This is a genomic window from Microbispora sp. H11081, assembly GCF_012999535.1.
In the GTDB taxonomy this organism is placed as follows: Bacteria; Actinomycetota; Actinomycetes; order Streptosporangiales; family Streptosporangiaceae; genus Microbispora.
The window spans coordinates 21,053-46,706 of record NZ_JABBWV010000014.1 but is presented as its reverse complement, the minus strand read 5'-3'; the positions used below and the strand labels follow the sequence as shown (position 1 = coordinate 46,706).

At 71.1% G+C, this 25,654-nt stretch carries 28 protein-coding genes and 1 pseudogene; 16 read left to right on the top strand and 13 right to left on the bottom strand.

All coding sequences use genetic code 11. The features are described from left to right. Positions 1-53: 53 nt before the first annotated feature. The gene (locus HHX31_RS27250; RefSeq protein ID WP_169951526.1) at positions 54-632 is read right to left on the bottom strand and encodes a hypothetical protein; all 579 of its coding nucleotides are present in this window, start codon (positions 630-632) and stop codon (positions 54-56) included. Positions 633-817: 185 nt separating this feature from the next. Here HHX31_RS27250 and HHX31_RS27245 point away from each other — a divergent pair, with 185 nt between their 5' ends. From HHX31_RS27245 to lipB, 6 genes are all read left to right on the top strand, one after another. After that, the gene (locus tag HHX31_RS27245; RefSeq protein WP_169951524.1) at positions 818-1,861 is read left to right on the top strand and encodes an ABC transporter substrate-binding protein; all 1,044 of its coding nucleotides are present in this window, start codon (positions 818-820) and stop codon (positions 1,859-1,861) included. Positions 1,862-1,900: 39 nt separating this feature from the next. Next, on the top strand, positions 1,901-2,920 hold the full coding sequence (locus HHX31_RS27240; RefSeq protein ID WP_169951522.1) for an iron ABC transporter permease: 1,020 nt from the start codon (positions 1,901-1,903) through the stop codon (positions 2,918-2,920). Next, complete coding sequence (locus HHX31_RS27235) at positions 2,917-3,981, top strand: iron chelate uptake ABC transporter family permease subunit (protein ID WP_211590397.1); 1,065 nt, start codon at positions 2,917-2,919, stop codon at positions 3,979-3,981. Before HHX31_RS27240 ends, HHX31_RS27235 begins: the two co-directional genes overlap by 4 nt. Further along, positions 3,978-4,775, top strand: coding sequence for an ABC transporter ATP-binding protein (locus HHX31_RS27230; protein ID WP_169951520.1), 798 nt, complete (start codon positions 3,978-3,980; stop codon positions 4,773-4,775). Before HHX31_RS27235 ends, HHX31_RS27230 begins: the two co-directional genes overlap by 4 nt. A gap of 130 nt (positions 4,776-4,905) precedes the next feature. Next, positions 4,906-5,121, top strand: coding sequence for a PspC domain-containing protein (locus HHX31_RS27225; protein ID WP_169951519.1), 216 nt, complete (start codon positions 4,906-4,908; stop codon positions 5,119-5,121). Positions 5,122-5,180: 59 nt separating this feature from the next. Next, on the top strand, positions 5,181-5,816 hold the full coding sequence (gene lipB / locus HHX31_RS27220; RefSeq protein WP_249346731.1) for a lipoyl(octanoyl) transferase LipB: 636 nt from the start codon (positions 5,181-5,183) through the stop codon (positions 5,814-5,816). Positions 5,817-5,997: 181 nt separating this feature from the next. Here lipB and HHX31_RS35325 read toward each other — a convergent pair whose 3' ends face one another. The 5 genes and pseudogenes from HHX31_RS35325 to HHX31_RS27200 all read right to left on the bottom strand — a co-directional run bounded on the left by HHX31_RS35325 (position 5,998) and on the right by HHX31_RS27200 (position 10,167). Continuing rightward, positions 5,998-6,405: an HNH endonuclease signature motif containing protein gene (locus HHX31_RS35325; protein WP_283244647.1), complete on the bottom strand. Its 408-nt coding sequence runs from the start codon at positions 6,403-6,405 to the stop codon at positions 5,998-6,000. 912 nt (positions 6,406-7,317) lie between these two features. Then, positions 7,318-7,515: pseudogene (locus HHX31_RS35320) on the bottom strand (DUF222 domain-containing protein); the annotation flags it as partial. Positions 7,516-7,921: 406 nt separating this feature from the next. Next, the gene (locus HHX31_RS27210; protein ID WP_169951513.1) at positions 7,922-8,062 is read right to left on the bottom strand and encodes a hypothetical protein; all 141 of its coding nucleotides are present in this window, start codon (positions 8,060-8,062) and stop codon (positions 7,922-7,924) included. Positions 8,063-8,676: 614 nt separating this feature from the next. Next, the gene (locus tag HHX31_RS27205) at positions 8,677-9,555 is read right to left on the bottom strand and encodes a sugar kinase (protein WP_169951511.1); all 879 of its coding nucleotides are present in this window, start codon (positions 9,553-9,555) and stop codon (positions 8,677-8,679) included. Positions 9,556-9,621: 66 nt separating this feature from the next. Then, positions 9,622-10,167 carry a type 1 glutamine amidotransferase domain-containing protein gene (locus HHX31_RS27200; protein WP_169951509.1) on the bottom strand — a complete coding sequence of 182 codons (546 nt, stop codon included), beginning with the start codon at positions 10,165-10,167 and terminating at the stop codon, positions 9,622-9,624. Positions 10,168-10,250: 83 nt separating this feature from the next. Between HHX31_RS27200 and HHX31_RS27195 the strand changes: the two genes are divergently transcribed. Continuing rightward, on the top strand, positions 10,251-11,015 hold the full coding sequence (locus HHX31_RS27195; RefSeq protein WP_169951507.1) for a DUF72 domain-containing protein: 765 nt from the start codon (positions 10,251-10,253) through the stop codon (positions 11,013-11,015). Between the two features lie 63 nt (positions 11,016-11,078). Here the strand turns inward: HHX31_RS27195 and HHX31_RS27190 are convergent, their stop codons facing one another. After that, positions 11,079-11,639 (bottom strand): hypothetical protein, encoded by a 561-nt coding sequence (locus tag HHX31_RS27190; protein WP_169951505.1) that lies wholly within the window; start codon positions 11,637-11,639, stop codon positions 11,079-11,081. A gap of 150 nt (positions 11,640-11,789) precedes the next feature. Here HHX31_RS27190 and glnII point away from each other — a divergent pair, with 150 nt between their 5' ends. The 6 genes from glnII to HHX31_RS27160 all read left to right on the top strand — a co-directional run bounded on the left by glnII (position 11,790) and on the right by HHX31_RS27160 (position 17,411). Beyond that, a complete protein-coding gene (glnII, locus tag HHX31_RS27185; protein ID WP_211590396.1) occupies positions 11,790-12,875 on the top strand; it encodes a glutamine synthetase in 1,086 nt (361 codons plus the stop codon). Between the two features lie 69 nt (positions 12,876-12,944). Then, positions 12,945-13,937 carry a glycerophosphodiester phosphodiesterase gene (locus HHX31_RS27180; protein WP_311932266.1) on the top strand — a complete coding sequence of 331 codons (993 nt, stop codon included), beginning with the start codon at positions 12,945-12,947 and terminating at the stop codon, positions 13,935-13,937. A gap of 69 nt (positions 13,938-14,006) precedes the next feature. Further along, positions 14,007-14,948: a metal ABC transporter substrate-binding protein gene (locus tag HHX31_RS27175; RefSeq protein WP_311932265.1), complete on the top strand. Its 942-nt coding sequence runs from the start codon at positions 14,007-14,009 to the stop codon at positions 14,946-14,948. Then, the gene (locus HHX31_RS27170; protein WP_169951501.1) at positions 14,945-15,706 is read left to right on the top strand and encodes a metal ABC transporter ATP-binding protein; all 762 of its coding nucleotides are present in this window, start codon (positions 14,945-14,947) and stop codon (positions 15,704-15,706) included. The genes HHX31_RS27175 and HHX31_RS27170 overlap by 4 nt, the downstream gene beginning before the upstream one ends. Next, positions 15,703-16,587 (top strand): metal ABC transporter permease, encoded by an 885-nt coding sequence (locus HHX31_RS27165; RefSeq protein ID WP_169951499.1) that lies wholly within the window; start codon positions 15,703-15,705, stop codon positions 16,585-16,587. The genes HHX31_RS27170 and HHX31_RS27165 overlap by 4 nt, the downstream gene beginning before the upstream one ends. After that, positions 16,584-17,411 (top strand): metal ABC transporter permease, encoded by an 828-nt coding sequence (locus HHX31_RS27160; RefSeq protein ID WP_169951497.1) that lies wholly within the window; start codon positions 16,584-16,586, stop codon positions 17,409-17,411. Before HHX31_RS27165 ends, HHX31_RS27160 begins: the two co-directional genes overlap by 4 nt. A gap of 31 nt (positions 17,412-17,442) precedes the next feature. On the opposite strand, the gene HHX31_RS27155 is transcribed toward HHX31_RS27160, so the two are convergent. Together HHX31_RS27155 and HHX31_RS27150 are read right to left on the bottom strand one after the other, a co-directional pair. Further along, positions 17,443-18,624: a zinc-dependent alcohol dehydrogenase gene (locus HHX31_RS27155; protein ID WP_169951495.1), complete on the bottom strand. Its 1,182-nt coding sequence runs from the start codon at positions 18,622-18,624 to the stop codon at positions 17,443-17,445. Between the two features lie 52 nt (positions 18,625-18,676). After that, on the bottom strand, positions 18,677-18,952 hold the full coding sequence (locus tag HHX31_RS27150) for an isoamylase early set domain-containing protein (protein WP_169951494.1): 276 nt from the start codon (positions 18,950-18,952) through the stop codon (positions 18,677-18,679). Between the two features lie 149 nt (positions 18,953-19,101). Here HHX31_RS27150 and HHX31_RS27145 point away from each other — a divergent pair, with 149 nt between their 5' ends. Continuing rightward, positions 19,102-20,091 (top strand): zinc-binding dehydrogenase, encoded by a 990-nt coding sequence (locus tag HHX31_RS27145; protein WP_169951492.1) that lies wholly within the window; start codon positions 19,102-19,104, stop codon positions 20,089-20,091. Between the two features lie 39 nt (positions 20,092-20,130). Here the strand turns inward: HHX31_RS27145 and HHX31_RS27140 are convergent, their stop codons facing one another. Then, positions 20,131-21,192, bottom strand: a complete 1,062-nt coding sequence (locus HHX31_RS27140) for a sulfite oxidase (protein WP_169951490.1) — start codon at positions 21,190-21,192, stop codon at positions 20,131-20,133. A 39-nt stretch (positions 21,193-21,231) separates the two neighbouring features. Continuing rightward, positions 21,232-21,396: a hypothetical protein gene (locus tag HHX31_RS27135; RefSeq protein WP_169951488.1), complete on the bottom strand. Its 165-nt coding sequence runs from the start codon at positions 21,394-21,396 to the stop codon at positions 21,232-21,234. Between the two features lie 207 nt (positions 21,397-21,603). Between HHX31_RS27135 and HHX31_RS27130 the strand changes: the two genes are divergently transcribed. Both HHX31_RS27130 and HHX31_RS27125 read left to right on the top strand, forming a co-directional pair. Further along, positions 21,604-22,701, top strand: coding sequence for an NADH:flavin oxidoreductase/NADH oxidase (locus tag HHX31_RS27130; protein ID WP_169951486.1), 1,098 nt, complete (start codon positions 21,604-21,606; stop codon positions 22,699-22,701). Positions 22,702-22,729: 28 nt separating this feature from the next. Continuing rightward, entirely contained in the window at positions 22,730-23,698 is a 969-nt protein-coding gene (locus HHX31_RS27125) for an LLM class F420-dependent oxidoreductase (protein ID WP_169951485.1), read from the top strand. Between the two features lie 6 nt (positions 23,699-23,704). Here HHX31_RS27125 and HHX31_RS27120 read toward each other — a convergent pair whose 3' ends face one another. Together HHX31_RS27120 and HHX31_RS27115 are read right to left on the bottom strand one after the other, a co-directional pair. Beyond that, positions 23,705-24,493 (bottom strand): aminotransferase class IV, encoded by a 789-nt coding sequence (locus HHX31_RS27120; protein WP_169951483.1) that lies wholly within the window; start codon positions 24,491-24,493, stop codon positions 23,705-23,707. 30 nt (positions 24,494-24,523) lie between these two features. Next, positions 24,524-25,507 carry a sulfite exporter TauE/SafE family protein gene (locus HHX31_RS27115; protein WP_311932264.1) on the bottom strand — a complete coding sequence of 328 codons (984 nt, stop codon included), beginning with the start codon at positions 25,505-25,507 and terminating at the stop codon, positions 24,524-24,526. Positions 25,508-25,654 lie beyond the last annotated feature (147 nt).

Sequence of the window (25,654 nt, the reverse complement as noted above, 5' to 3'; positions counted from 1 at the left end):
ACGGCAGCTCATCGACTATAACAGGCCCACCTGCCGCGGCGATTCCTCGTGATCTACCGCGACTGAAGGGCGTCGAGCGCCACGGCCATAGCGATGACCAGGCGGCGGTCGACGCGCGGGTCGCGGATCTCGATCGCGTACCGGTCACGCAGGCCCCACCGGCGCTCGACGGAGAACGCGATCGAGGCGCCGATGCTGAAGTCGAAGTGGTACGGCAGCCACTCCAGCGAGTCGGAGAACCGGCGCAACAGCGCGACCGCCAGGTTCCGCTCCCTGCCGGTCAGCGTCGGCAGCCCCGGCTGCGAGAGGTGCCACGTCGAGCGGAGCAGCGACCGGCCGAAGTCCTTGCGGAAGGTGCCGATCGGCGCTCCCGCGTGGTCGACGACGTCGTACTCGCCGGCGACGTCGAGGACCTTGCGCGCCTTGAAACCGGCCAGCGTCGCCTGCCGGGACTCGTCGGTGTAGAGCGTCACCTGCTCCTTGAGTGCCATCCGCTTCTGCTCGGCGAACGCGACGGCCTCCCCCTCGGAGCCGTCGGGGAGAACCACATGGACGACGTACCTGTTCACCATCACGGTGATCTTCTGGCGCAGGTACAGGCGGGTCTGCGCCTGCAGGGTCGCTATGTCCATGTGGGTCTCCAGGAACGGTCTTTTGGCTCCATGTATGCCCTCTTCTTGAAGAAGATCACCAGTCTCACCCCCCTCAATCGGCCACTCGGTGGCCTCAATGACACCTTTCGGACTTGCTGAAACCAGGGAGGATACCTATAAGGTAAGCCTTACCTAATCTTTGCTTTCTGGTAGGGGGCCCCTTCATGTTTCTCCGGCACCGCGGCATCGGTCTCGGTATCGGCGCCGTCGCGGTCGCGCTCTCCCTGGCGGCCTGCGGCGCCTCCTCCGGGACGAGCGCGGACGCGGGCAAGCCCACCGGCGAGGCCGCCAAGAAGGCCGTCGCACAGGGTGGTGCGGACTTCACCACCGCCGCCGAGAAGACCGCCGCGATGGGCACCGACGCCAAGCCCGGCGAATGGCCGCGCACCATCACCCACGCCATGGGCACGACCGAAATCAAGGCGCAGCCCAAGCGGGTCGTCGTCCTGGACGTCGGAGAGCTCGACAACGTCGTCTCCCTGGGCGTTCAGCCGGTCGGCTACGCGCCCACCGAGGGGTCGCCGGAACTGCCGTCGTACCTGAAGCAGGACGCCGGCACCCCCGAGAACATCGGCACCATCAACAGCCTCAACCTGGAGGCGATCGCCGGGCTGCGCCCGGACCTGATCCTCGGCAGCCAGTTGCGCGCCGCCGACCAGTACGACGAGCTGTCGAAGATCGCCCCGACCGTGTTCTCCATCCGTCCCGGCTTCACCTGGAAGGAGAACTACCTCCTCAACGCGGCCGCCCTCGACAAGACCGAGGAGGCCAAGGCGAAGCTCGCCGACTACGACCGCGCGGTCAAGGACCTCGACGGGAAGCTCGGCGACGACAAGCCCGTCGTCTCGATGGTGCGCTTCATGCCCGACGGCCGGATCCGCCTCTACGCCAAGGCCTCCTTCATCGGCACCATCCTCGACGACGCAGGAATCCCCCGCCCGGACAACCAGAACATCCCCGACCTCGCCGCCGAGGTGAGCGCGGAGAACATCGACCAGGCGGACGCGGACGTCATCTTCACCGGTGTCTACGGCGATCCGAAGGCCACCGACAAGGCCGCCGTCCAGGGCAACCCGCTGTGGCAGAACCTCAAGGCGGTCAAGGCCGGCCACGCGTACGACGTCCCCGACGAGACCTGGTATCTCGGCCTCGGCGTCACCGCCGCCATGGAGGTCGTCGCCGACCTGGACAGATACCTCACCCGATAGGCGCACGTGGTCCCGTCCCAGGTCCTAGAAACCGAACGAATGTCCCGTGCCCCCCGGCGGCGCGTCGGCGGGATGGCGGGGAGCGCACTCCTGCTGCTCCTCGCCGTCCTGCTCGTCCTCGCCGTGCTGCTCAGCCTCGCGGTGGGCAGCCGGCAGATCGCGCCGGGCGTCGTGGTGGACGCCCTGCTGCACGGCGGCACCGGCGACGACGCCCACGTCGTACGGTCGTTACGCGCGCCTCGCACCCTCATCGGGGTGATGGTCGGCGTCGCCCTCGCCATCGCGGGCACGGTCATGCAGGGCATCACCCGCAACCCCATCGCCGAGCCCGGCATCCTGGGCGTGAGCCAGGGCGCCTCGGTGGGCGTGGTGTGCGCGATCGCGCTCTTCGGAGTGCACTCGCTCACCGGCTACGTGTGGTTCGCCTTCGCGGGCGCCGGGATCGCGGCGGTCGCGGTCCACGTGATCGCCGCCGGCGGGCGCGGCGGCGCCACCCCCGTCAAGCTCGCCCTGGCCGGCACCGCGATGAACGCCCTGCTCGCCTCCCTGGTCTCCGGCATCGTGACGACCGACGCCAGGACACTGGACGAGTTCCGGTTCTGGAACGTCGGCTCGATCAGCGGCCGGACCCTCGATGTCGCCGGCCAGATCTGGCCGTTCCTGCTCGCCGGCGTGCTGCTGGTCGCCGCGCTGGCCCGGGGACTCGACGCGCTCGCGCTCGGCGACGACGTGGCCAGGGGACTCGGCCACAACGTCCCCCTGCTGCGCATCCTCGGAGGTCTCGCCGCCACCGTCCTGACCGGCGTCGCGGTCGCCGCCGCCGGTCCGATCGCCTTCACCGGCCTGGCCGTCCCCCACATCGCGCGAGCGCTCATGGGCACGGACCACCGCTGGGTCCTGCCCGCGGCGGCCCTGCTCGGTCCCGTGATGATCCTGGTCGCTGACGTCATCGGCCGGGTCGTCTTCGCGCCCTCGGAGGTGCCGGTGGCCGTCATGACCGCGCTGCTCGGCGTGCCGTTCCTGATCGCACTGGTACGCAGGAAGGCGGTGGCGGCGTGACGACGCCCGGGACCTCCGTGCGCCCCACCGGCTTCTCCGTCCTGCGCGCGGGGCGGGGCAGCTTCCTGCTGCACCGCAGGGCGACACTCGTCGCCACCGCGCTCGGCGCGGTGCTCGCGGTGACCGTCATCGCCTATCTGTGCGTCGGAGAGTCCTTCGTCAGCCCCGCACAGGTCGTCCGCGTGCTCGCGGGGCAGCCGAGCCCCGACGAGTTCGTGGTCGGCACCCTGCGGATGCCCCGCCTCGCCGTCGGCCTGCTGGCCGGCGCCGCCTTCGGCCTCGCCGGAGCCTTCGTCCAGACCGTGGCACGCAACCCGCTCGCCAGCCCGGACGTGATCGGTGTGACGCACGGCGCGGGCGCGGCGACCGTCGCCATGATGACCTTCGGCGTCACCGCGCACACCACCCTGCCGTACGTCGCGATCCTCGGCGGCATGGCCGCCGCCACGCTGGTCTACGTCTTCGCCTGGCGCCGGGGCCTGCTCGCCGGCCGCTTCGTGCTCATCGGCATCGGCATCTCGGTCGCCCTCGGCTCCCTGACGCATCTGTTCGTCACCAAGGGCGACTATCTGGTGGCCCAGCAGGCCAGAGTCTGGCTCACCGGGTCGCTCAACGGCCGCGGCTACGACCAGGCCGTGCCGCTCGCCCTGCTCATGCTCGTGCTGATACCGGCGCTGCTGTGGGCGGCCAGAGCCCAGCGCACCATGTCGTTCGACGACGACACGGCGACCGCTCTCGGCGTACGGCTCGGCCGGGTCCGTCTCGGCCTGATCGCCCTCGGAGTCGTCCTGGCGTCGGTGGCGACGGGCGCGGCGGGCCCCGTCGACTTCGTCGCGCTGCTGGCCCCGCAGATCGCCCGCCGCCTCACCCGCACCGCGCAGATCCCGCTCGTCGGCTCCGCGTTGACCGGCGCGCTCATCATGGCCCTCGCCGATCTGCTGGCCCGCAAGCTGTTCTCCCCGATCGAGCTGCCGGTCGGCGTGCTCACCGCCGCGGTGGGCGCGCCGTACCTGATGTGGCTGATCGTCCGCACTCGCAGCCGTTCCGGAGGCGCAGCATGACCGGCAACCGCCTGAGGGCCGAAGGGCTCGTGCTCACCTACGACAACCGCACGGTCGTCGACGGCCTCGACCTGGAGATCCCGGACGGACGGGTCACCGTCATCATCGGGCCCAACGCGTGCGGCAAGTCCACCCTCCTGCGCGCCCTGGGCCGGCTGCTCAAGCCGCGGCGCGGCACGGTCCTGCTGGACGGCGCCGAGCTGTCCCGCATCCCCACCAAGCAGGTCGCGCAGAAGATCGGGCTGCTGCCGCAGACGCCGGTGCCGCCGGAGGGGATCACGGTCTCCGAACTGGTCACGCGTGGGCGGCAGCCACACCACAAGTGGTGGCAGCAGTGGACGGAGGCGGACGAGAAGGCCGTCAGCGAGGCCATGGAGCGCACCGCGACCGGCGACCTCGCCGACCGGCCGGTCGACGAGCTGTCCGGAGGCCAGCGGCAGCGGGCCTGGATCGCGATGGCACTCGCCCAGGACACCGACCTCCTGCTGCTGGACGAGCCGACGACCTACCTCGACATCGCGCACCAGGTCGAGGTGCTCGACCTGGTCCGGCAGCTCAACCGGGAGCGCGGCCGTACCGTCGTCGCCGTCCTGCACGACCTCAACCAGGCCGCCCGCTACGCCGACCATCTCATCGCCATGAAGACGGGACGAATCGTCGCGCAGGGCCCGCCGAGCGACGTCATCACCGCCGATCTGGTCCACGAGGTCTTCGGGCTCACCTCCGTCGTCGTACCGGATCCGGTCACCGGCAGCCCACTGGTCGTACCCGGCGCGCCCTGGCAGCACGGATAGGTAGCGCGGATAGGCAGCGCGGATTAGGCCGCTGGGACCTCAGGGTCGGAGCATCGGGGTTTTCTCAGGGTTTCTCGCGGAACGTGTCATGAGGAAGGTCCGTTGAACCGGGTGACGAAAGGAGCGGTCGATGTACCGATCGAGAAAGTACAAGATCATCGCCGGTGTGTGCGGGGGGATCGCGGAGCGGTACAACATGTCGCCCACCGTCGTGCGCCTGCTGTTCCTGCTGTCGTGCATCCTGCCTGGCCCCCAGTTCGTGGCCTACCTCATCATGTGGGTGCTCTTCCCCAAGGCCCCGGCCCCCTCGTCGGCCGGCTACGACTACTCGTACGACCGCAGGTAGGCGGCTGCGCGGGGCCGGAGCGGCCGCGTCTATGCTCACATCGGAAGAGGTGAGCGATGATGAGGCAACGGCCCCTGACGCTGATCCAGGACGAGCTGGTCGACTACGAGAAGGCCATGGAGCGGATGGCCGCGCTGGTCGAGGAACGGCAGGACGACGCGCGGCCAGACACGTTGTGGCTGCTCAGCCATCCCCCGGTCTTCACGGTCGGCAAGCGGACGCTGGAGACCCATCTGCCCGACCCGTCGGCCGGCATCCCCGTGGTGCCGACCGGCCGTGGCGGTCAGCTCACCTATCACGGCCCCGGGCAGCTGGTGGGCTATCTCATCGTGAAGCTGCGGTCCGACGAGGGCGTGGTCGACTACATCCGCGAGGTCGAGCTGCGGCTGGTCGAGGCACTGGCCAGGATCGGTATCCCGGCGGAGCGCCGCGACACGCCGCCCGGGTCTGAGCTGCTGACCGGCGTGTGGACACAGGACACCGGCCGGAAGATCGTCTCGATCGGCATGCGGTCGAGCCGGTCGGTCACCAGCCACGGCTTCGCGCTCAACGTCGACGGCGACCTCACGCCGTGGAACCTCGCGATCCCCTGCGGCATGCCCGACGTGGAGATGACCTCGGTCGCTCACGAGCTCGGACGGGCCTCCATGGAAGAGGCCCGCCGAGTCGTCGCAGAGGCGTTCGAGGCCGTCTGACCCCAGCACCCGGGCCGGCATCTCGTCCGGCCACCCTGCTCGGAGGTGCGGAGCCTCCGCGCGTGCCAGGACCAGTCCCGGGCAAAGGCTTCTGGGCGCGGTCGTACCTGCCGCCTCGGCGGTGCCTCCGTGCCTTCGTGGGCCTGCGCTGTGCGCTCTGGCGCCTGTGGTCCATGCGCATCTACACCTGCATCCGTCTGGTGCGGCCGTGGTAGGTGAAGGCCCAGCGGTCTTTGCCGGTTTGGCGTCTGGTGTAGCGGTGGGGGTGTTGGTAGCGGTCGCGGTTGTGGAACTGGCAGGCGGGGCCGAGGAGTTTCAGGTCGGTGAGGCCGCCGGTGCTCCAGTTGTCGGCGTGGTCGATCTGGCACAGGGTGGCGGGCAGTGGGCAGCCGTCGATCCAGCAGGTGGCGTAGCGGGCGAAGATGGCCCGTCGCTGGGCGGGGGTGGCGAGGCGGACTTTGCGGCCCATGTCGAGGACCTGGCCGTCGGCGTCCATGATGATGCGCATGAGGGTGGAGGTGCGGGCCAGCCGGTGCACGCTGGTGACGGGCAGGACCTGTCCGGTGGCCAGCAACAACCCCGGCACCATCCCCAACCCCGCACCCAACCGCGCACCCGGCCCCGCTCCCTGTGGCGCCCCCGGTGCTGCTCCCGGCTCCGCTCCGGGTGCGCCGGGCGGCGGCTCTGCTCCCTGTGCTGCTCCCGGTGCCCCTCCTGACGCTCGTGCCGTTCTTCCCGGCGGCCCTGCCGGTCCTCCTGCTGCCGCCTCTCCCGACGGGTGCGGTGCCTCCGGCGCGGTCGGCGCGGTCGGCGCGGTCGGCGCGTCCGGTGTCTGCTCGCCACGCGGGATCGCACCGCTGCCCTGCTCACCGCTGCTCTGCTGGCTGCTGCTGTGCGCATGCGGTACCGCCCTCGCAGGCCGGGGCCCGGCGTGGGTGTGGTGGGCATGGGTATCCCCCGGAGGATCGGGTGAGCGCCACTCACCCCACCGCGACCAGCTTTGCTGCCCGGTCCTCGTCTGCGCGCGACCGGTCATGTCAGCGCCGGACTCCTCGTCACGGAGGCCGGCCGAGCCGCCAGCCGCAGTGCCATCCGCGTCAACCGCACTGCCGCTTGTTCTGGCACCTGTCGTGTTTGCGTCGGTCTTGTCGTACTCGGAGGGATAGTTGGTGTGATCGCTGTCCGGGCTGACCGGCGCGACCTTGGCCTCCCCGGGCTGCCACGCCTGGCGGCCAGTCTCGGCCGCCCCGGCGTCCTCGGTGTCGTCGTTGTCGTCGCTGCCTGGGGTGTCGTAGGGGGCCCCGCCCTGCGCAGGGTCTTCGGCGGTCTCCGTCGTCGGGTCGGCCGCAGGGTCCGTGGTGGGCTCGCTGGTGGGCTCGGGGTCGCTACCCGACGCGGCCTCGGGGTCGGGGTCGGCTTCCGGCTCGGGGCCAGGTTCCGGGTCGGGGTCGGTGGGGAGGGACTCGGCGTTGACCAGCACGAGAAGCTCGGTGGTGATCTGCTGTTCCAGCAGGGCGATGAACGCGTCCGCCTGACGCTCCGCCAGTGACCGGTCATCGCCCTCCGCCCGTGGCCGGGCGTAGGCGTCCAGCAGCGCCCGCAACCGGGCCGCCGCCTCACGCGGCAGATAGAACTCTCCTTCCAGGCCGCCGCCCTTGCCCGGGCGCACCCGCAATGACCGCCGCGCGTAGTCGGCCCGCTCGTCGCGCCCGCCCGCCCCGCCAACCCCACCAAGATCGGCTCGGCCAGCCCTGCCTGCTCATCCGAGAGCCCGGCAACGGCGGCGCAGATCGCCTCCACCACCCCCGCCGCCAGATGTCCGGCGGCGAACATCTCCCGCACGGTGGGCAGCCGCGCCAGTTCGATGCCCAGGGTGAGCAGGCGGCCCGCACCCCCGACCGTCATCCCCCCGGCCGTGCGCAACCAACTCCGGGTCGAGGCATGCCCATGCTGTCTGGCCTGCCCCGCCCGATGCACCCGCCCGACACGCTCGGCCAGCGCACACGTGATCCGATCGCGGGCGAACAACAGATCCTCGGCCTCGGCCAGGCAGATCTCGGGCGTATCGGGGATCGGAGCCAAGGCCAGCGCCTGCGCCGACTCCCTCAGCGAGGCGACCAGCACCCACGACGACCGAGATCGCCGATCACCCCCACCACCGGCATCCGCCCCTCCCTCGGGACCACCGGCACCGGCATCGGCACCGGCGGCATCCGCACCGGCAGGACCGGCAGAAGCGTCACCATCAGAAGTCCCGCTGTCTGGAGTCTTGCTGGCGGTGGCCTCGTAGGCAGTGGCACTGGCGTTGTGCACAGGCTTGTCGCGGGCGAGCGAACCGTCCGTCGACCACAAAGGAGAATCGGCGATCAGCCGATCCCACCAGCCGTCATCTCCGCTATTCGAACGATGGTGGCGCTCAGGATCGAGGTCGGACAGATCCATCGCACCTCCCAACGTGATTCGAACTCTTGTGTGAATTCTTTCACGCCAGCACCCCACCAACACCCCTGAGCAGGCGATTTGTTGGAGCCACAGGTGGGGAGAGGGAGTAGCGCCGTCAGATCCGGCCGATGTCGGCGGGCAGGTCGAGGGCGAGCACGTGGTCGAAGTGGAGGAAGGTCTCGAAACGTGGCGTGACCGACGCGTCGGCTTCCAGCGCGGCAGGCGCAGCGCCTCCGGGGTGTCGAGGTCGTCGTCCAGTGCCCGCTGGACGCGTTCGGCGTAACCGCCGTCGATCGGGCGGCTCGGCGATTGCGCCCATTCGGCCACCCGCCGCCGATGGCGGCGCGGTTCCTCGTCGGCGGCGCGGAGCGCGTCCCAGGTCAGGTCGACCGGCCGCCGGTACTCGAGGACGGCGGGCTCACGGGGGCAGTTCGCGGCGGGTGGGCAGGCCCTGCCAGGAGCTGTAACTCGCGACGGCGAACGCGGCCACCGAGATGCCGCGCTTGAGGCGGTCCGCGGGGTGCAGCCCGTCCAGGATCGCGCTGAGATAGCCCGCGACGAACGCGCCTCCGACCTCGGAGGGGTCGACCGCGGTCACGGGGGCGGCCTGTGTGTCGTACCGCAGGCCCTCGACGGTGGCGCTGGCTCCCTTGGCACCCCGGGTCACGACCAGTTCGGAGGTGGACGCGAGCACGGGCTCGACGAGCGAGAGCTCGTCCTGGGTCGCGAACAGCACGTCGGCCGAGGCGGCGAGTTCGGTGAGCCCCTGGCGGGCCTCCTCCGCGCTCTGCCAGAGGTTCGCGCGGTGGTTGACGTCCACGGAGATGAGCGCCCCGGCGTCCTTGGCGAGCTTGACCGCGTGGTGCACGGCGCTCCACGCGAGGCCGCTCAGCCCGAGGGTGACGCCGGTGACGTGCAGGATCCGCGCCGACTGGACCACCTCGCCGGGCACGTCGCCGGTCGACAGGTGTGATCCGGCCGAGCCTTCCCTGTAGTGGACGGCATGCGACGACCGGCCGATGCGCCGCTGGCGGAGGATCAGCCCGGTCGCCGCGGTCTCGTCCACCCGTACGTGGGAGACGTCCACGCCTTCGCCGCGCAGGACCGCCAGCGTGCGGGTGCCGAGCTCGTCGGCGCTGACCCGGCCCAGCCAGCTCACCGTGTGGCCGAGCCGGGCCAGGCCGATCGCCGTCGTCAGCTCCGGCCCTTCGACGTCGAGGCGGATGGTCGTGTCATGCCGCAGCCTGTCGCCGGAGACGACGCCCAATGCCTCTCCGAGCGTGAAAACCTCGGTCATGCCGTGAGTCCACGGAAGTACATCCGAAAAGCATGACAGACCTTGATCCGCCCGGAAAGCCCTGGTTCAGGCGCCGAACGCGTCCACGGCGGCCTGGCAGAAGGCCTTGAGATCGTCCGGCTTCCGGCTGGTGACCAACGTGTTCGGGCCACCCGTGCAGACCATGACCTCCTGGTCCACCCAGGTCGCTCCCGCGTTGCGGAGATCGGTCTGCAGGCTGGGCCAGGAGGTCAGTGTGCGCCCGCGCACCACGTCGGCCTCCACGAGGGTCCACGGCGCGTGGCAGATCGCCGCGACCGGCTTGCCCGCGTCGAAAAACTCCTTGACGAACCGTACGGCCTCCGGCCGCGTCCGCAGGAAGTCGGGGTTGGCGACGCCGCCGGGGAGGACCAGCGCGTCGAAGTCGGCGGCGGTGACCTCTCCCGCGACGGCGTCCACGGGGAAGGTGCCGGCCTTGTCGAGGTGGTTGAACGCCTGGATCTCCCCGCGTTCCACTGAGACCAACTTCGGCGTGGCGCCCGCCTGCTCGACGGCCCGCCACGGTTCGGTGAGCTCGACCTGCTCGACCCCCTCGGGGGCGACGAGGAATGCGATCGTCTTGCCCTGGATCATTGTTGCTCCCCTCTTTTGCTCGGTCTTGACGTCGCGTGCCCGGACGAGTGCGATCTATGCCGTACGCGGGGTAGGGGATGGGCATGCCCGTGCTGGTGGGGACCTCCGGCTGGCAGTACGCCGACTGGCGCGACGTCGTCTACGGGGGCGTGCCGCAGCGGCTGTGGCTGGAGAGCTACGGCGAGATCTTCGCCACGGTCGAGAACAACAACGCCTTCTACCGGTTGCCGAAGCGGGAGACGTTCGAGTCGTGGCGGGAGCGTACGCCGCCCGACTTCGTCATGGCGGTCAAGGCGAGCCGCTTCCTCACGCACATCAAGCGGTTGAAGGACCCGGAGGAGCCGGTCGAGCGGCTGATGGGCGTGGCCGAGGGTCTCGGCTCGAAGCTGGGCCCGATCCTGCTGCAACTGCCGCCGACGCTGCAGGTGGACGCGGGCCGGCTGCGGGCCTGTCTGGCCCGGTTTCCGCGTGCCGTACGGGTGGCGGTGGAGCCGCGGCACGCCTCGTGGTGGACCGGGGAGATCCGCGACCTGCTGACGGAGTTCGGGGCCGCGCTGTGCTGGGCGGACCGTCTCGGCCGGCCCGCCGGCCCCCTGTGGCGTACGGCCGACTGGGTCTACCTGCGCTTCCACGAGGGGCGGGCCGAGCCGTGGCCCAGCTACGGCGCACAGGCGTTGGGCAGCTGGGTGGAGCGCGTGGGGGACGTGCCGGACGCCTACGTCTACTTCAACAACGATCCCGGCGGCGCCGCCGTACGCAACGCGATCACCTTCGCGGAGCTGGCGTGCGCGCGGAGGCCGGATGTCACCAGGGCGCGCCCGCCGAGAACGGCGCAGGTCCGGTCATGACCGGCGCCCGCGGGCCGGGCGCCGGAACGGCCCGCGGGCGAGTGTGATCCCCGGCATGCCGGGTCAGGCGCGGCGCTCGTCGGCCGAGTGCCGGCCGCCCGCCACGAGCCGGTCGGGGGAGGACTGCTGAGCGGGCACCGAGACGCGGTCGTGCGGCGCGGTGGGACCCTCGACCCTGTCCTCAGTCCTGGCCGCCGCCCTGTCCTCGGCCTTCGCCGCAGCCCTGTCCTCGGTCTTGGCCTCAGTCCTGGCCTCGGTGCGGTCGTCGACGCCGTCGCGGTCCCGGTCGACCTTGGGATGCGCGGCCGTCGAGCTGGTCTCCAGGCGGCGCTCCAGGTCGCGCTTCTCGGCCTCCAGGCGGGACACGCGGTCCCGCTCCGCGAGACGGGCCTCGCGCAGCTTGCGGCGCTTCACGGCGGAGCGGCGCATGCCGCCGGTGATGAGCAGCAGACCGGCGACGAAGACGGCGGTGGTCACGACACCGGCCATGAACAGCTCGAACGGGCTGAAGTTGAACGTGCGATCGAGAACGGTGATCGGCAGAGTGTTCGCGGTGTCGTTCACCGACACCTCGATCACAGCGGCCGCCGCGATCAGGACCAGAAGCAGGCCCAACAAGACCATCTGCCCTCACTCCTAGGTGCGGTTGCGATTGGTGGACGTCCTACGAGTGCCCAAAAGAATGGAGATCATGTGCCGCAGGTCACAACAGGACAAAACACCGCCTGGTAAAGAAACGCGCGTTAACGCTCCAGTTACAAACGGGCAAAGGCTATGAAATCCCACAACGGCACTGTTGGGCGTGGCGGACGAAACGCCCAGGCCGCCTCGCTCGAAGGGATCGACGTGACCTACAAGGCCGAGTACATCTGGATCGACGGCACGGAGCCGACCGCGAAGCTCCGCTCCAAGACCAAGGTCCTCGCGGACGGCGCCGAGCCGCCGCTGTGGGGCTTCGACGGGTCCAGCACCAACCAGGCCAGCGGTCACGCGTCCGACCTGGTGCTCAAGCCGGTCTTCACCTGCCCCGACCCGATCCGGGGCGGCGACAACGTACTGGTCCTGTGCGAGGTCCTGCACACCGACATGACGCCGCACGCCACCAACACCCGCTCCCCGCTCGCCGAGGTGGCCGAGCGGTTCGCCGACCAGGACTCGTGGTTCGGCATCGAGCAGGAGTACACCTTCTTCAAGGAGGGCCGCCCGCTCGGCTTCCCGCTGGGCGGATTCCCCGCTCCGCAGGGCGGCTACTACTGCGGTGTCGGCGCCGACGAGGTGTTCGGCCGTGACATCGTCGAGCTGCACCTCGACCGCTGCCTGGCCGCCGGCCTGAAGATCTCCGGCATCAACGCCGAGGTCATGCCCGGCCAGTGGGAGTTCCAGGTTGGCCCCGCCGGTCCGCTGGAGGTCTCCGACCACATGTGGGTCGCCCGCTGGCTGCTCTACCGCACCGCCGAGGAGTTCGACGTGGCCGCCACGCTCGACCCCAAGCCGGTGAAGGGCGACTGGAACGGCGCCGGCGCGCACACCAACTTCTCCACGAAGGCGATGCGCGAGGGCTACGACCCGATCATCACCGCGTGCGAGGCCCTGGGCGAGAACGCCATGGAGCACGTCAAGAACTACGGCCACGGCGTCGAGGACCGCCTCACCGGCCACCACGAGACCGGCCGGTGGGACGAGTTCAGCTACGGTGTCTCCGACCGCGGCGCGTCCGTCCGCATCCCGTGGCAGGTCGAGGTGGACAAGAAGGGCTACATCGAGGACCGGCGCCCCAACGCCAACGTCGACCCCTACGTCGTCACCCGCCTGATGGTCGGCACCTGCTGCGCCGCTCTGGAGAAGGCCGGCCAGGTCTGACAGCCCCCCTCTTCCTTCGTACGGCTCCCGCCTCCGGCGCGGGAGCCGTACGCGTATACGGTGGCCGCTGTGCCGCACCAGCCTGAACCCCTCGTCATCGCCCACCGGGGCGCCAGCGCCCTGCGGCCGGAGCACACGCTGCCGTCGTACGAGACGGCGATCGCGCTCGGGGCCGACTACATCGAGCCCGACCTGGTCTCCACCAAAGACCACGTCCTGGTGGCCCGGCACGAGAACGAGATCTCGGGGACCACGGACGTGGCGGACCACCCGGAGTTCGCCGCCCGCCGCACCACCAAGACCATCGACGGGGTGACCGTCACCGGCTGGTTCACCGAGGACTTCACGCTGGCGGAGTTGCGTACGCTGCGGGCCACCGAGCGCATCCCCGCCCTGCGGCCGGGCAACGCCGCCTTCGACGGCCTGGCCGTGATCCCGACCTTCGACGAGGTCGTCGAGCTGGCCCGGCGGAACGGCGTGGGCGTCTACCCCGAGACCAAGCACCCGTCCTATTTCGCCTCCATCGGCCTGCCGCTGGAGGAGCCGCTGCTCGGCGTGCTGGACCGGCGCGGCTGGCGTCACCGGAGCGACCCGGTCTTCATCCAGTCGTTCGAGGAGGGCAACCTGCGCGAGCTGCGCGGGGCGACCCGGCTGCCGCTGATCCAGCTGATCGGCGGCTCCGGCGCGGCGTACGACCGGATGGTCACGCCCGCCGGGCTCGAGGAGGTCGCGACGTACGCGGACGGCATCGGCGTGGCGACCTCCCGGGTGGTGCCGACCGGTCCCGATGGTCGTCTCCTCGCCCCCACGACCCTGGTGCGGGACGCGCACAGGGTGGGGCTCGACGTACACGTGTGGACCGTCCGCGACGAGAACGCCCAGCTCCCGGCCGACTTCCGGCGCGGCGACCCGGACGGCGCCGCCTACGAACGGGCGACGGGAGACGTTATGGGCTGGCTGGCGATGCTGTACGACCTCGGCGTGGACGGGGTCTTCGCCGACAACCCGGGAACGGCGCGGGCCGTGCTCGCGGGGCGTTCCCGGCGGATCGCCACAAGTTGACAATGATTTTCATTTGCGGGACATTTGGACGGGATGTTTCCCGTGATACGCCGACTTTGAGGAGCCGTCGTGCTCTCGCCGCTTGCCCGTGCGCGCTCGTCCGTCGCCCTGCCCGTGCTGGTCATGCTGACCGTGCTGTTCGCGGCCGCCTGCGGCGGCGAACAGCGGTCTTCCGCTTCAGCCGACCCGGAGCAGCCGTTGAAGGTGGTGGCGACCACCACCCAGGTGGCCGACTTCGCCCGTAACGTCGGCGGTGACCGGGTCACGGTGCACCAGTTGCTGAAGCCGAACGTCGATCCCCACGACTACGAGCCGTCCCCGGCCGACATGCGGGCCATCGGCGAGGCCGACGTGCTCGTCAAGAACGGCGTGGGCCTGGAGAAGTGGCTGGACGAGACGATCGAGGCCGCCGGGTTCGGCGGCACGGTCGTCGACGCGTCCAAGGGCGTGCAGATCCAGGACGGCGATCCGCACATCTGGCACAACCCGCTCAACGTGAAGACGATGGCCGCCACGATCGAGATAGCCTTCGCCGCCGCCGATCCGGGCGACACCGCGGCCTACCAGGCCAACCGGGTGGCGTACGACGAGAAGCTGGACGCGCTCGACGCCGAGATCGCGAGGAAGATCGAGTCGATCCCCGTGGACCGGCGCAAGCTCGTGACCAACCACGACGCCTTCGGCTACTACCTCGACCGTTACAAGCTGACGTTCGTCGGATCGATCATCCCGAGCTTCGACACCTCCGCCGAACTGTCCGCCAAGCAGGTGTCCGATCTCGTCACCAAGATCAAGTCGACCGGGGTGGCGGCCATCTTCTCGGAGGCGTCGCTGCCGCCGAAGACGGCGGAGGCGATCGGCCGCGAGGCCGGGGTGACGGTCGTGGCCGGCGAGGACGCGCTGTACGGCGACTCGCTCGGCCCCGAGGGCTCGGCCGGTGCGACCTACCTCCAGATGCTGGAGCACAATACCGACACCATCGTCGGCGCGTTGAGAGGGAACCCGGCATGAGCGAGCGCGCACCCACCCTGGTGCTCGACCGGGCGAGTGTGGCCTACGGCGACGTCCCGGTCCTGGAGGAACTGGACGGCGTCGTCCACGAGGGCGAAGCCGTCGCGCTGATCGGCCCGAACGGCGCGGGCAAGTCGACGCTGATCAAGGCGTTGCTCGGCCTGGTGCCTGTGGTGCGCGGCCGGATCGAGGTGCTGGGCAGGCCCCCGGCGCAGGCCCGCCGCGACGTCGCCTACGTACCGCAGGCCGACACGCTCGATCCCGACTTCCCCGTGTCGGTCGAGCAGGTGGTGATGATGGGCCGCTACCGGCGGATCGGCTGGCTGCGCCGCCCCTCCGCCGCCGACCGGGCCGAGACCGCCGAGGCCCTGGAGCGGGTCGGGCTGGCCGGACGGGCCCGCGACCGGTTCGGCACGCTGTCGGGCGGCCAGCGCCAGCGCGTGCTGCTGGCCCGCGCCATCGCCGCCAAGCCCCGGATGCTGCTGCTCGACGAGCCGTTCAACGGCGTGGACGCGGTCAGCCAGCACGCGCTGCTTGAGGCGATCGGCTCGCTGAAGGAGCAGGGCGCCTCCGTCGTCGTCAGCACCCACGACCTCGCCATCGCGCATCTCGCCTGCGACGAGGTGTGCCTGCTCAACCGGCACCAGTTCGGCTTCGGGCCGACCGGCGACGTGCTGACCCCCGAGCGGCTGCGCGCGACGTACGGCGGGCACGCACTCGAACTGCGCGGCGACCGGGTGATCGTGACCCAGACATGATCCTCTTCGAGCCGTTCCACCTGCCCTTCATGGCGCGGGCGCTGGTCGAACTGGTCATTCTCGGCGTGCTCGCGGGCACGGTCGGCGTGCTGGTGCTGCTGCGCAGGCTCGCCTTCGTCAGCGACACCCTCACCCACACCGTCTTCCCCGGTGTGGTCATCGGCCATCTCATGGCCGGGGACGACGGCATCTTCTGGGGGGCGCTGGCCGCGGGGGTCGTCACGGCCGTCCTGCTCACGCTGCTTACGCACCGCCGCAGGGTGAGCGAGGACGCCGCGCTCGCGATGCTGCTGACCACGCTGTTCGCGGTCGGCGTCGTGCTGGTGTCGCGGCAGACGGGCTTCACCTCCGACCTCACGGCGTTCCTGTTCGGGCGGGTGCTCACGGTCAGCGAGGAGCAACTCGTCCAGACCGCCGTCGTGACGGTCGTGGTCGTGGCGTTGCTGGCGGTGCTGCGCCGGCCGCTGCTGCTGCGCGCCTTCGACCCCGAGGGCGCCCGCGCGGCCGGCGTGCGCGTGGGCCTGCTCGACCTCGTCGTGAACATCGCGGTCGCGCTGGTCGTCGTGGCCGCCGTGCGGGCGGTGGGCACGATCCTCGTGATCGCGCTGCTCATCGTGCCGGCCGCGGCGGCCAGGAACCTGTCGGACCGGCTCGCGGTCATCGTGCCGCTCGCCTGCCTCGTCGGCGCGGCCGGCGGATGGCTCGGCCTCGTCGTGAGCTACCAGGCGTCGGTGGAGTACGACCTGCGGCTCGCCTCCGGCGCGACCGTGGTGCTCGCCCTGGTCGCGCTGTACGGCGTGGCCTACGCCGCCGGGACCGTACGCAGAAGGGCCGCGCTGAGCCGGGCCCGCCGCCGGGCCGCACTGGAGGTGGCGGCGTGAGCTGGTTCGACTCCTCCGTCCACCGGGCCATGGTCGAGGCCGTCCTCGTCGGCGTGCTCGGCGGGGTGGTCGGGGTGTTCGTGGTCGCGCGGCGGCTGCCGTTCTTCACGATGGCCCTCACCCACGCGACGTTTCCCGGCATCGTCGTCGCGGCCCTGCTCGGGGTGAACCTCTACCTCGGCGGCGGGCTGTTCGGGCTGCTGGTGGTCGCCGCGGTCCTCCTGTTCGGCCGGGGCCGCGGGCAGGACTTCGGCACGGCCACCGGCATCGCGCTGTCGGGCGGCTTCGCGCTCGGTGTGGTGCTCGTGTCGTCCCAGGACGGCTTCAGCAAGGACCTGGCGGCGTACACGGTGGGGGACATCCTGGCCGTCGGTGTGAGTGACCTGGTGGTGACCGCCGCCGTCACCGTGGGGGTGCTGCTCCTGCTCGCCCTCGTCGGCAAGGAACTGCTGCTCGCGGCGTTCGACCCGGTGGGGGCGGCGGCGCTCGGACTGCCCATCCTGCTGCTGGACTTCGCCCTGCTGGCGGTCGTCGAGGTGACCGTCGTCGCCACCGTGCCCGCGCTGGGCACGATCCTCGCCGTGGCGCTGATCGTGGGCCCGGCCGCGACCGCCCGGCTGCTCACGGACAGGCTGGCGGCGTTGTTTCCCGCCGCCGCGGCCATCGGGGTCGGCTGCGCGCTGGCGGGCGTGTGGGTCTCCACGCAGTGGAACGTCGCGACCGGGGCCTCCATCGCCCTGTTCGTCGGCCTGGTGTTCGGGGCGGCCTTCCTCGGCACCGCCGTACGCGGCAGGATCGGGCGGGCCGCGGCCGTCAGGGCTTGATCTTCAGGGCTTGATCTTCAGGGCCAGATCGTCAGGGCTTGAGCAGGACCTTGATCGCGCCGTCCTCCTTCTTCTGGAAGATCTCGTAGCCGTGCGGGGCCTGGTCGAGCGGCAGGCGGTGGGTCGCCAGGTCCTCGACTCCCAGGGGATCGCCGTCGCCGGTCAGGAGCGGCATGATGTCGTCCACCCACCGCTTGACGTGGGCCTGGCCCATCCTCAGCGCGATGCCCTTGTCGAACATCCGCAGCATGGGCAGGGGATCGGTCATCCCGCCGTAGACGCCGCTGATGGAGATCGTGCCGCCACGGCGCACGGTCTCGATGGCGTCCTGCAGGGCGGCGAGCCGGTCGAGGCCGGCGCGGGTCATCATGGCGGCGGCGGCCTTGTCGGGCAGCATCCCGGTGACCGTCTGGGCGAACTTGCCGACGGTGTAGCCGTGCGCCTCCATGCCCACGGCGTCGATGACCGAGTCGGTGCCCCGGCCTCCGGTCATCGAGCGGACCGCCTCGGGCACGTCGTCGATCTCGGCGCCGTCGAGCACCTCGATGCCGTGCCTGCGGGCCATCTCCAGGCGCTCGGGGACGATGTCCACGCCGATGACCCGGTAGCCCCGGTGGCGCGCGATGCGGGCCGACATCTGCCCGATCGGGCCCAGACCGAAGACGGTGACGCTGCCGCCGTCGGGCACCTCGGCCCACTCGACGGCCTGCCAGGAGGTGGGCAGCACGTCGGAGAGGTAGACGAACCTCTCGTCAGGCGGCCCGTCCGGCACCTTGATCGGCCCGAACTGCGCCTGGGGGACGCGCAGGTACTCCGCCTGGCCGCCGGGCACCTCGCCGTACAGCTTGGTGTAGCCGAACAGGGCGGCGCCCGTGTCGTACTCGCGGACCTGGGTGGTCTCGCACTGGGCGTACAACTCGTGGTCGCACATGTAGCAGTGGCCGCACGAGATGTTGAACGGGACCACCACCCGGTCGCCGGGCTTGATGTGGGTGACCGCCGCACCGACCTCCTCGACGATGCCCATTGGTTCGTGGCCGAGGATGTCGCCCTCGCTGATGAACGGGCCGAGCACCTCGTAGAGGTGCAGGTCGGACCCGCAGATCGCGCTCGTGGTGACTCGGATGATCGCGTCGGTGGGTTCCTTGATGGCCGGGTCGGGCACCTCGTCCACCCGTACGTCGCGTTTGCCGTGCCAGGTAACTGCCTTCATGGTTCCCCGTCTGCCCCGCCCCCGGCGGGAGAAACGGGCCCCTCTGTCCGGATCAGAGGTGCAGGATGCCGCCCTGCTCGTCCACGTGGTCGGCGCCGTCGTCATCGAACCAGACACCGCCGGTCGCGAGGTAGCGGAACCGGTGCGCGCCGGGCGGAAGGATCACCGACACGGTGCGGGTGCCGTTCCTGCGCCGCAGTAGTTCGTGGCGGCCGGGCAGCCAGTCGTTGAAGTCGCCGACCACGCTGACCGCCCCCGTGGGCTCGTCGACGGGCAGGGCGAAGGTGACACGGGTCTTCTGCCCGAACAGCCGGGTGCGCTTGAGCATGCCGCATAGCCTTGCGTATCGCGCCTAAAGGAAGAAACCAGTACACGCAGGAGGTAACACAATATTCACGGCCATTTCCGGTAGTGGTGTACGCGACCTAGGCCGAAGGTCCGATGTGGGCGGGCTTGCCGAAGATCTATAACGGACACATGTACGCCATTCGACTGCACGCCTTCGGTCCCGCCGAGAATCTCGTCTACGAGGAGGTCGAGGATCCCGAGCCGGGGCCCGGCCAGGTCCGCGTGGCCGTACGGGCGGCCGGGGTGCACCTGGTCGACACCGTGTTGCGGGCCGGGGACTACGGGGGCGGCCCGATCCCCGTCCCCGATCTCCCCACGATCCCCGGCAGGGAGGTCGCCGGGGTCGTCGACGCCGTCGGTCCCGGAGCCGATCCCGGGCTGGTCGGCAGGCGGGTGGTGACCCATCTCGGCATGGCTCCCGGCGGCTACGCCGAACTGGCCGTACGGGACGCGCAGGCGATCCACGAGATCCCGCACGGCCTGGGCTACGCGGAGGCCGTGGCGATGATCGGCACGGGCCGGACCACGATGGGCATCCTCGACGTCGCGGAGATCCGGGCGGACGACGTCGCGCTGGTCACGGCGGCGGCCGGAGGCGTCGGCAACCTGCTCGTGCAGGCGGCGTTGCGGGCCGGCGCCACCGTAGTCGGGCTCGCCGGCGGCGCGGCGAAGCTGAGCCGGGTGCGGGCGCTGGGCGCGCACCACGCCGTGGACTACACCGCCCAGGGCTGGCCCGACGAGGTGCGGGCGCTTCTCGGCGACCGGGAGGTCACGCTGGCGCTCGACGGCGTCGGCGGGGACCTCGGGCGGCAGACGCTGGAGTTGCTCGGCGTCGGCGGCAGGATCGTGCTGTTCGGCTGGGCGGACGCGCGGGGCGGCCCGACCGCGCTCACCTCGGAGGACCTGTACGCCCGGGGCATCACCGCGGCGGTGGCGGTCGGCCCGCGGGTGCTGAAGCGGCCGGGCGGCCTGCGGGGCCTGGAGGAGCGGGCACTGGCGGCGGCGGGATCGGGCGAGCTGGCCCCGCTGGTGCGGAGCTTCCCGCTCAAGGACGCCGCCGCCGCGCACACCGCGCTGGAGCACCGCGCGACTACAGGGAAGGTCGTCCTCGTCCCCTGAGCCCGTCAGGCTCAGTTTGGTGAGCAGCTCGGCGAGTGATCAGGCGACCAGGACGGGGTGGGGGAGCACCGAGTTGTGGCAGTAGCCGAGGTCGTTCCAGGCGGTGGCGTCCGGCTGGGAGCGGCCGTGCTCGTCGGTGGCCCGCACCCGCAGGACATGCGCGCCGGGGGTGGGGTCCCAGGGGAACCGCCAGCGGGTCCACACGCCGGGCAGGTCCGGTCCTTCGAGGGTGGCCGGCTGCCAGGGGCCGTCGTCGATCCGGCAGGCGACGGCCGCGACGCGGTCCTCACCCGCGTACGCGCGGCCGTGGATCAGTTGCGGGCCGGGCTCGAGACGCGCGGGCCAGGGCAGTTCGACCAGGCTCGCGACCGGCGTGGAGGTGATGGGCACGGCAGGATGGCCGGCGGTGACGAGCACGTAGTCGTCGGTGTTCCACGGCACGCGCAGCGGCCGGTCGGACACCTCGATGCGGCCCACCCACTTGACGCTGGCCGCGCCGAGCCAGCCGGAGACGATCACGCGGGCGGGGAAGCCGTGGTCGGGCGGCAGGATCTCGCCGTTCATGGCGAGCGCGAGCAGGGTGTCGGGCGCCAGTGCCTTCGCGAGGGGCATCGGGCGTCGTCCGCGCACCTCGTCGAGCCCTTCGGGCATCACCTCGAAGGCGGCGTCCGTGAGGCCCGCGGGTTCGAGCAGGTCGCGCAGCGGGATCCCGGTCCACTCGGCGGTGCCGATCGCGCCGCGGCCCCACTGCACTCCGCCGAAGCGGCGGCCGTGCTCCGCGCCGAAGAAGGCGCGTCTGTTGCCCGCGCACTCCAGGGTCCGTACGACGGACACGAGGGGGAAGCGGCGCCACAGGTCCTCGTACGTGTAGTGGACGGTCCGGCGTACGCCGCCGCCCTCGACGCGCAGCGTCCAGGTTCTCGCGTCGAGACAGGGGGTCGGGGCGTGGTTGCGGACGAAGTGGCGGTCGGTGGGAGTGAGCAGGCCGGGCAGGCGGTCGGGCCTGGTGCCGTAGTCGAGGCCCGTGCCCGCGTCCTCCATGAGGTCGGCGGTCGTCGGCTTCACCACCGCCGCGCGGATGCCGCCGGGTGTCGTGCGCATCGGCCCATTCCCTTCCGGGCCGACGCGGCGAGTGGCCCGTCAGCCCAGGTCGTGGCTCGCTCTCCGGGCATGACGCTGCGCCCAGGACGCGAGACGCGACCAGCGCCTGGCCGCGACCAGGCGGCCGGCGACTCGTGCGTTGTCCGCCTCGCGGTGCAACTCGGTGATCCGCTCCGTGGCCAGGGAGTAGTCGTAGAACATCATTGCCGTCCAGGTCGTCGGTGTAACTGTCCTCTTTTTCTTAGACAGTTACAAATATATGGCAAAAGGGCGTAACTGGTCAAGTTGCCTTGGACAGTCACGGCGTCCCGTGTCCCCGCCGTGCGGGGAGGTCGTTTTACGCGGTCCTCAGGTAGACCCGCGTACTATCACCGACCTGTCACCGCCCCGTACCGACGAGAGGAGCGCGGCGTGAGCGCGTTGTTCGAACCCCTGACCCTGCGGAGCCTGACCATTCCCAACCGCGTCTGGATGGCCCCGATGTGTCAGTACAGCGCGGCGGTCGAAGGTCCCGGGCAGGGCGTGCCCACCGACTGGCATCTGACCCACCTCGGGTCCCGGGCCGTCGGCGGAGCCGGTCTGATCCTCGTCGAGGCCACCGCAGTGTCCCCCGAGGGCCGGATCAGCCCCGCCGACCTCGGGCTGTGGAACGAGCGCCAGCAAGAGGGCTTCCGCCGTATCACCCGGTTCCTCGCCGACCACGGCGCGGTGCCCGGCATCCAGCTCGCGCACGCGGGCCGCAAGGCGTCCGTCGACCGCACCTGGCGGGGCGGAGGGCCGCTCGGCCCCGACGACCACGGCTGGCAGCCGGTCGCGCCCAGCCCGGTCCCGTTCGACGCGGGCCACCCGGTGCCGGACGAGCTGAGCGAGGCGGACATCCGGCAGGTGGTGGCCGACTTCGCCGCGGCCGCCCGCCGCGCGCTCGCGGCCGGCTTCCAGGTGGTGGAGATCCACGGCGCACACGGCTACCTGATCAACGAGTTTCTGTCGCCGTTCAGCAACCGGCGCACCGACGGGTACGGCGGGTCGTTCGCCAACCGCGCCCGCTTCGCGCTCGAGGTGGTCGACGCGGTACGCGCCGAGTGGCCCGACGAGCTGCCGGTGTTCTTCCGGATCTCGGCCACCGACTGGCTGAGCGAGAACCCCGAGGACCCGCGAGAGGGCTGGACGGCCGACGACACCGTGCGGCTGGCCAAGGAACTGCTCGTCCACGGGGTGGACCTGCTCGACGTCTCGTCGGGCGGCAACGCGCCGAAGGCCCGGATCTCCGCGGAGCCGGGATACCAGGTGCCGTTCGCGGCCCGGGTGAAGGCGGAGACCGACCTGCGGGCGTCGGCCGTCGGCCTCATCACCGAGCCGCGCCAGGCGGCGGAGATCGTCGCCTCAGGGCAGGCCGACGCGGTGATGCTCGGCCGTGAGCTGCTGCGCGACCCTTACTGGCCGAACAGGGCGGCGCGTGAGCTTGGAGTGGCCGGGCGCTGGCCCGACCAGTACCACCGGGCGGTCTGAACGCCCGCACGTGGGTAGGGGTGGCCGTATGGCAGAGATCGGTTTCACCCTCATGTGCGAGCAGACGCCCGCGAAGGAACTGGTGGAGGACGCGGTCGCGGCCGAGAGGATCGGTTTCGACTACGCCGTCATCTCCGACCACTACTTCCCGTGGCTGGAGGAGATGGGGCACTCCCCGTACGCGTGGTCGGTGCTGGGCGCGGCGGCGCAGGCCACGGAACGGCTGCCGCTGATGACGTACGTGACCTGCCCGATCATGCGGTACCACCCCGCGGTGGTGGCGCAGAAGGCGGCCACGATGGGCGTGCTCAGCGACGGCAGGTTCACCCTCGGCGTGGGCGCAGGCGAGAACCTCAACGAGCACGTGGTCGGGCACGGCTGGCCGCCGGTCAACACCCGGCACGAGATGTTCCGCGAGGCCATCGAGGTCATCAAGGAGCTCTTCCAGGGCGGTTACCGCAACTATCGCGGCGAGTACTTCGACATCGACTCCGCCCGGCTGTTCGACCTGCCGGAGCGGCCGGTGCCCATCGCGGTGGCCGCGTCGGGCGAGCAGTCCGTCGACATCGCCGCCGAACTGGGCGACGGCCTCGTGGCGACCGACCCCGACGGGTCGCTGGTGGAGAAGTTCGCCGCGTCAGGCGGCGAGGGCAAGCCCGTCTACGGCCAGCTCGCCGTCTGCTACGACCCGGACAGGGACGCCGCGATCGAGCGCGCGCACCGCATGTGGCGCTGGTCGGTGGCCGGCTGGAAGGTCATGGCGGAGCTGCCCGCGCCGGTCAACTTCGCCGCCGCGACCGAGACCGTACGGCCGCAGGACGTGGCGGAGAAGGTGCCCTGCGGCGCGGACGTGGACGCCGTGGTCGAGGCCGTGCGGCAGTACACCGACGCCGGTTTCACCCACCTCGCGCTCGTGCAGGTCGGGCGGGAGCGCCAGCGGGAGTTCTTCGAGTGGTCGGAGAAGGAGCTCCTGCCCGCGCTCCGCGACCTGTCGTAGAACGGCTCAGATCACGTCCAGGGGGACGGACTCGTAGATCTCCCTCACGGCGGCGGCGAACGCGGCGTCGACGGGCAGGGCGAGGTCGTCCACCCTGTCGACGGGGGCCACTCCGTGCGAGTTGGTGACCATCGCGGACCGGAAGGACGGCAGGTCGGCCAGCCGCACCGGCGCCCGGTGGGACGGGAGCCCGGCGGCGGTCAGCAGGGGCTCCAGCAGCCGCATCGTGATGCCGTGCAGGCAGGGCGCGTCGGGCCAGATCACCCGTGACCCGTCGAAGAACGCGACGTTCGCGATGCCGCACTCGGAGATCACGCCCCCCGGTCCGGTGAGCAGCGCGTCGTCGAACCCCTCGCGCCTGGCCAGCGTGCCGTAGTGGATCTGCCCGAAACCTCCGACGTGCTTGATGTGCGCGACCGGCCGCTGGTAGGGCACGGACTTCAGGCCGACCGGTCGTTCCGGCGCGGGGACCGGCGGCCGTACGACGACCATGACGGACGGCGCGGCGTCGTCGTCGGGGCGGTGGACGACGACGCGGACCGACGCGTCGGGGGTGTCGTCGCCCAGCGCGTGCCGGATGCGGTGGCGGACGAGATCGCCGTCGAGGCCGGTGGAGAACAGCTCCCGGCCCGCGGCGTCGAGCCGCTCCAGGTGGAGGGCGAGGCCGCGGGTCGCGAACCCTCTGACCTGCATGGCGGTGAAGTGCCCGTAGTTGACCAGGGCGGGGTGGCTCAGCTGCTCGACCGTGGGCGGGCGGCCGTCGATCTCGATGCGTGGAGCGGAGGAGAACGCCATGATCACACGGTAACGATCAGACGGTAACGATCACACGGTATCGGCGGGCACCTCCCGGCGGTCCGCGCCGTCCGCGGGCGTACGCCAGGGAAGCGCGGGCAGGCCGCACCGTACGCGCAGGACCATCCAGAAGGCCGGGGCGAGCAGCAGCGCGGCGACGAGGATCCAGACGGTCTCGGCGTTGCCGAGTCCGAACATCTTCAGCGCCGAGGCGAGCAGCACGAACGCCAGGGCGCGGCGGATCAGCCCGCCGGGGGCGCGCGAGGAGATCCGGGAGCCGAGGTAGACGCCCGGGATGGAGCCGGCCAGCAGCGCGACGGTGACCGACAGGGTGAACTCGCCGAACATCAGGTGGCCGACCGCGGCCGACATGACCAGCGGCACGGCCTGGACCAGGTCGGTCCCGACGAGCTGGTTGGCCTTCAGCGCGGGGTAGAGCGCGAGCAGCGCCACGATGATCAGCGAGCCCGAGCCGACCGAGGTGATGCCGACGACCAGCCCGCCGACGGCTCCCACCAGCGCGGTCGGCAGCGGCCGTACGGTGACGGTGGGAATGTCGGTCGCGGCCGGCTCGCCGGGGGCGGCGGTGCGCCGGCCGGTGGCGGGGGTGCGGCCCTCGGCGCGGTCGCGCATCGCGAGGTAGCCGCGTACGGCCAGGCCCGCCGCCGCGATGAGCAGCGCGATGCCGAGGCCCTTCTGGATCACGTCCTGCACGCCCTCGCCGTCGCCGAGGGCGCGGGCGATGAGCACGCCGCAGAACGCGGCGGGGACCGAGCCGGCGCACAGCCAGGCGACGAGCCGCAGGTTGACCGTCCCCCGGCGCAGGTGCACGACGCTTCCGACCGGTTTCATCACGGCGGCGGCGACGAGGTCGCTGGAGACGGCGGCGAGGGGTGGTACGCCGAAGAACGTCACGAGCATGGGCGTCATCAGCGCGCCCCCGCCCATCCCGGTCAGGCCGACGACGACGGCGACCAGGAAGGAGCCGATCGCCATGGTGTAGTCGAAATCCACCCAATAATCCTACCAAACCCATCGGAAATACGGATACCCCGGGGCGGCGAGATCGCGCCAATGCCGCACGTAGGCTGGAGGCGAATCGACGATCTGGAGTGGCGGCCATGACGGGAACGCACGGGTGAAGTGGGCCACGGGCTCCGC

What these genes read in the sequence shown, in the direction of transcription:
- lipB (WP_249346731.1), top strand. Translation starts at nt 5,181, where the DNA reads ATGAGGCAACGGCCCCTGACGCTGATCCAGGACGAGCTGGTCGACTAC.
- HHX31_RS27230 (WP_169951520.1), top strand. Translation starts at nt 3,978, where the DNA reads ATGACCGGCAACCGCCTGAGGGCCGAAGGGCTCGTGCTCACCTACGAC.
- HHX31_RS27135 (WP_169951488.1), bottom strand. Translation starts at nt 21,396, where the DNA reads ATGATGTTCTACGACTACTCCCTGGCCACGGAGCGGATCACCGAGTTG.
- HHX31_RS27245 (WP_169951524.1), top strand. Translation starts at nt 818, where the DNA reads ATGTTTCTCCGGCACCGCGGCATCGGTCTCGGTATCGGCGCCGTCGCG.
- HHX31_RS27125 (WP_169951485.1), top strand. Translation starts at nt 22,730, where the DNA reads ATGGCAGAGATCGGTTTCACCCTCATGTGCGAGCAGACGCCCGCGAAG.
- HHX31_RS27165 (WP_169951499.1), top strand. Translation starts at nt 15,703, where the DNA reads ATGATCCTCTTCGAGCCGTTCCACCTGCCCTTCATGGCGCGGGCGCTG.
- HHX31_RS27120 (WP_169951483.1), bottom strand. Translation starts at nt 24,493, where the DNA reads ATGGCGTTCTCCTCCGCTCCACGCATCGAGATCGACGGCCGCCCGCCC.
- HHX31_RS27145 (WP_169951492.1), top strand. Translation starts at nt 19,102, where the DNA reads ATGTACGCCATTCGACTGCACGCCTTCGGTCCCGCCGAGAATCTCGTC.
- HHX31_RS27210 (WP_169951513.1), bottom strand. Translation starts at nt 8,062, where the DNA reads ATGGTGACGCTTCTGCCGGTCCTGCCGGTGCGGATGCCGCCGGTGCCG.
- glnII (WP_211590396.1), top strand. Translation starts at nt 11,790, where the DNA reads ATGAAATCCCACAACGGCACTGTTGGGCGTGGCGGACGAAACGCCCAG.
- HHX31_RS27150 (WP_169951494.1), bottom strand. Translation starts at nt 18,952, where the DNA reads ATGCTCAAGCGCACCCGGCTGTTCGGGCAGAAGACCCGTGTCACCTTC.
- HHX31_RS27155 (WP_169951495.1), bottom strand. Translation starts at nt 18,624, where the DNA reads ATGAAGGCAGTTACCTGGCACGGCAAACGCGACGTACGGGTGGACGAG.
- HHX31_RS27190 (WP_169951505.1), bottom strand. Translation starts at nt 11,639, where the DNA reads ATGGTCTTGTTGGGCCTGCTTCTGGTCCTGATCGCGGCGGCCGCTGTG.
- HHX31_RS27225 (WP_169951519.1), top strand. Translation starts at nt 4,906, where the DNA reads ATGTACCGATCGAGAAAGTACAAGATCATCGCCGGTGTGTGCGGGGGG.
- HHX31_RS27240 (WP_169951522.1), top strand. Translation starts at nt 1,901, where the DNA reads ATGTCCCGTGCCCCCCGGCGGCGCGTCGGCGGGATGGCGGGGAGCGCA.
- HHX31_RS27250 (WP_169951526.1), bottom strand. Translation starts at nt 632, where the DNA reads ATGGACATAGCGACCCTGCAGGCGCAGACCCGCCTGTACCTGCGCCAG.
- HHX31_RS27200 (WP_169951509.1), bottom strand. Translation starts at nt 10,167, where the DNA reads ATGATCCAGGGCAAGACGATCGCATTCCTCGTCGCCCCCGAGGGGGTC.
- HHX31_RS35325 (WP_283244647.1), bottom strand. Translation starts at nt 6,405, where the DNA reads ATGGTGCCGGGGTTGTTGCTGGCCACCGGACAGGTCCTGCCCGTCACC.
- HHX31_RS27195 (WP_169951507.1), top strand. Translation starts at nt 10,251, where the DNA reads ATGCCCGTGCTGGTGGGGACCTCCGGCTGGCAGTACGCCGACTGGCGC.
- HHX31_RS27205 (WP_169951511.1), bottom strand. Translation starts at nt 9,555, where the DNA reads ATGACCGAGGTTTTCACGCTCGGAGAGGCATTGGGCGTCGTCTCCGGC.
- HHX31_RS27170 (WP_169951501.1), top strand. Translation starts at nt 14,945, where the DNA reads ATGAGCGAGCGCGCACCCACCCTGGTGCTCGACCGGGCGAGTGTGGCC.
- HHX31_RS27140 (WP_169951490.1), bottom strand. Translation starts at nt 21,192, where the DNA reads ATGCGCACGACACCCGGCGGCATCCGCGCGGCGGTGGTGAAGCCGACG.